This is a genomic window from Vibrio sp. 10N.261.46.A3 (genome assembly GCF_041472995.1).
Lineage (GTDB): Bacteria > Pseudomonadota > Gammaproteobacteria > Enterobacterales > Vibrionaceae > Vibrio > Vibrio coralliirubri.
The window spans coordinates 1-3340 of sequence record NZ_JBFRRH010000099.1 but is presented as its reverse complement, the minus strand read 5'-3'; the positions used below and the strand labels follow the sequence as shown (position 1 = coordinate 3340).

General features: G+C 42.5%; 4 protein-coding genes and 1 pseudogene. 1 reads left to right on the top strand and 4 read right to left on the bottom strand.

Going from position 1 to position 3340, the window contains the following annotated elements; all coding sequences use genetic code 11:
* Positions 1–83: 83 nt before the first annotated feature.
* Together AB4484_RS20785 and AB4484_RS20780 are read right to left on the bottom strand one after the other, a co-directional pair.
* Entirely contained in the window at positions 84–446 is a 363-nt protein-coding gene (locus AB4484_RS20785) for a transposase domain-containing protein (protein WP_372080167.1), read from the bottom strand.
* Between the two features lie 38 nt (positions 447–484).
* Positions 485–1645 carry an IS91 family transposase gene (locus AB4484_RS20780; RefSeq protein WP_372080169.1) on the bottom strand — a complete coding sequence of 387 codons (1161 nt, stop codon included), beginning with the start codon at positions 1643–1645 and terminating at the stop codon, positions 485–487.
* Positions 1646–1699: 54 nt separating this feature from the next.
* On the opposite strand from AB4484_RS20780, the pseudogene tnpA reads away from it, so the two are divergent.
* A pseudogene (gene tnpA, locus AB4484_RS20775) lies at positions 1700–2127 on the top strand (IS200/IS605 family transposase).
* A gap of 393 nt (positions 2128–2520) precedes the next feature.
* Here the strand turns inward: tnpA and AB4484_RS20770 are convergent.
* Positions 2521–2739, bottom strand: coding sequence for a BrnA antitoxin family protein (locus AB4484_RS20770; RefSeq protein WP_274138555.1), 219 nt, complete (start codon positions 2737–2739; stop codon positions 2521–2523).
* Position 2740: 1 nt separating this feature from the next.
* Positions 2741–3025 carry a BrnT family toxin gene (locus tag AB4484_RS20765; RefSeq protein ID WP_372080165.1) on the bottom strand — a complete coding sequence of 95 codons (285 nt, stop codon included), beginning with the start codon at positions 3023–3025 and terminating at the stop codon, positions 2741–2743.
* Positions 3026–3340: the final 315 nt, after the last annotated feature.

The window sequence follows — 3340 nt, the reverse complement described above, 5'->3', positions numbered from 1 at the left end:
GTAAGCGTCTACGAACCGACTCATTGACTTTCTAATATCAACACAGATACCGCCAACTAAGGCGGTATCTGTCATTCTGAACGCTATTCGGGAATGGGGGACTCGTCCGTTTTTGGCATGTTCCAAGGAAGAAGATGACCATGGTCGTCCTCACTCTTCAGTTTCGGGATTTCTCGTAGCACGTATTCGAGGTACTCATACGGCTCACAGTCGTTAGCCTTCGCGGTTTCGATAAGACTGTACAGCACGGCACTGGCGCGGGCACCATTATGAGTCTTAGAGAACAACCAGTTGTTCCGCCCTACCGTGAACGGACGCACTGAACGTTCAATGTTTAGCGATTTCAAAGTTTCTAATGGGGAGTTTTTTAATATTGAGATGGTCAATATTCCGCAAAGATTTCTCCCCAAATCCGTATAACCCGTATTTAGGCTGGAATATGTCATTGAAATGGTCCAAATTCCAGATTTTGGATAGATCTTCCCTATGCGAGGCCCTCACCACGCCTGCTTAAAGCTTCATTGATAATATTTTTCCGACCAGCACCAGCATGGAAAGCAGCAAATCTCATTCGGCCACCGCACAGAATGCATTCAAAAGGATCCACTTTCAAAAAGGATTTCATCATCTGACAATATCGAAGTGCTGGCGTACTCGGTGGATGAATCTCCATGCCTAGAGCCACCCGTACGTTGGATAACTGATTTCCGACCACACGATTGGCCAAAAAACCAAAGTAACGGATCATGCGAAAGTTTTTCTCTGGGATATGCTGGATAAGACGTTTGATCAACTCAATTTGGCTGACTTCCTCTATTTCATATTTTCCCGTGTGATGGTTGAGGTAACGAAATGATAGATTGGCTTCACCACGATAATGAGCCAGTTTTGCGCCAGCAATCGGTGGACGCTTAAGGTAACGACCTAGGTAATTTATTGTGGCTTTTGGGTGATGGGTTTTCTTTGCAAAGTGCACATGCCAAAAGCGTTGGCGTTGAGCATTAATGAAGCGACGAAATTCATCAAAATCACGGCAGTGAGTGTCGGCATCTTCAATATTTAGAGATTCATATTCAGCGAATAGTAAATTACAGAGTCCGTTTCGCCAGCGTCTTTCGACGTTTTCATGGCAATAGGAGAGAGCCTTCCAGTCGCCATGTGAATTTATTCCCCCAAGGGTGACAGATACATGTACATGAGGTTGCCAAGTTAAACGTCTTCCAAAGGTATGCAGTGCGCAGAAAATTCCAATTTTTAGTCCTGCCTGCTTTGCTGCATAAAGGAGATTGTCTATAGCGAGTTGGCAAAGTTTATCGAGTAACCAGCGGTTGTTACGAAACAGAGACCATAAAACATCAGGGAAAGTGAATGTCATATGCATCCAAGGACAATGTGGCATTCGCTCTATCTGCTGAATTATCCAGTTATCGGTCGATTTTTTACCACAACGAGAGCAGGCTCGACTAGAGCAAGTAAACCAGGTGTTGTTAGAGTGGATGCATTCTTTGCTTTCACAGTGTCGCTCTATCCCTCCCAAGGCTGGTTTGCCACAGGTGAGCATTTTAGTGACTTCAATGATTTCGATATCTCGAAGTGTTGAATCTGTCGCCACCATGGTTTCCCATGCTTTATTCTGTGGATACAGAAAACCACGGGTTTACCCGTGGATGAATGCCTTTGGAGACGGTACGATGGATAAATGCAATATTACACCTCATCTCATAGTGTCTACTACACGAAGTATCACGTAGTTTGGGTAACTAAGTACCGTCGGAAAATCCTGAATCCTGGAATGTGCAGCTACCTACGGAAGGTTATGCCAAAGTTACTGCGAAGTTTACCTGGCGTTGAGATCGAGACGATAGGCTTTGATGAAGATCATCTGCATATGATGATGCTTATCCCACCGAAATACAGTATTTCAGACGTCATGGGTAAACTAAAAGCCAATCGTCGCACCACATGCGAAAAACGTTCAGTTGGCTAAGTAAGGTTTACTGGAAAGAGAACATTGTTTGGTCGCCAGGTTACTTTGTCAGTAGCGTAGGCGTGAATGAACAAGTTATAGCGAATTACGTTAGACACCAGGGCGAAAAGGATTCTGGTCAACTCCGCATGGAGTTGTAACAGTAAGTACCCCGTGCATGCACGGGGGTATCTACTAAACTCAAGTAGAAAGTTAAGCGGTCTAGGTTGATAGGGGGTGTTAACAGAAGTGCGAGCAGCCATAGTCAGTAATGGTAATCAGGTTGTGATTTATAGCGAATGAAAAACCTGATTATACGCATAAACCTACCACGCGCCCAATTGCAGCGTAGCTGCTATGTTCTATAGGATAAACGATTCATGCAAAGCGGCCTAGTCGGTTGAGTCTCTTTGTTTTCGGCCGTAGGCCGCTCAGGCGACAACGTCGCCGGTTCTCAATATTGATCGAAAAAATGTAACGTTAGATATCCATTGTTGTTTACCATAACGGCACTTAGTGCGAAGTAGAAAAAGGCAGCTCGAAAGCTGCCTTTTTTAGTTTTTCCAACTCATATCTAGCTTACGATGATTGTTAACACAGTCTCGTAAGTATAAATTTATTAAGCTTTGATAGGGGATCTCTGAATCCTCTGACATCTCTTTAAAATAATCAATAACATCTTCACTCAGTCGCATCGTCACTGGTTTTTTTAGCTTTGTAGCATAAGGGTTTCTGCGAGATTTCATCGTTGAAAAATCATATTCATCTTTCATGCTAATGTCCTCGTTTGTAGTGTTTGATCTCATTTTTTGTGGCCTTTCGAGAGGAGATGATTCTTATTGTATTTCCATCATCTCGCTCACAATGACAAACAATAAGTACATTTAAGTTATTACTCATCCCAAGCATCAAAAATCTATCTTCAATATCTGAATGGCTTTCATCAAAGAACTGAATTGCGTATTCGTCATAAAACACAGACATTGCTTCCTCAAAAGAAATACTATGCTTTTTGATGTTGATTTCAGCTTTGGCTGAATCCCAGTTAAAATTAATCATATTTACATTGTATGTACGTTAGGTGTTTTTAGCAAACGTATTTAACGTAACGTCACTTAATCTGCACTGATAAGGAAAGGTCGCGATAGCGGCCTTTTTTGTGCCTGATAGCAAGAAAAACGAAGGGAAATTGCGAAGTAAAGTATTGAGGAGTAAGATTAACGCCAGATAAAACAAAGCCCCGAAACTCATTCAAACTTGGCGGTATGGAGAGTTATCAGGGCTGAATTTCTAAGGTAATTTTAACACATGGATAGACAAAGACAATCCACACATAACCGCCATAAGCGCAGTTACACGGCTAGAGCATTTTAA

Coding starts and splice junctions, on each gene's coding strand:
- AB4484_RS20765 (WP_372080165.1), bottom strand. CDS start 3,025: ATGATTAATTTTAACTGGGATTCAGCCAAAGCTGAAATCAACATCAAA.
- AB4484_RS20770 (WP_274138555.1), bottom strand. CDS start 2,739: ATGAAAGATGAATATGATTTTTCAACGATGAAATCTCGCAGAAACCCT.
- AB4484_RS20785 (WP_372080167.1), bottom strand. CDS start 446: ATGACATATTCCAGCCTAAATACGGGTTATACGGATTTGGGGAGAAAT.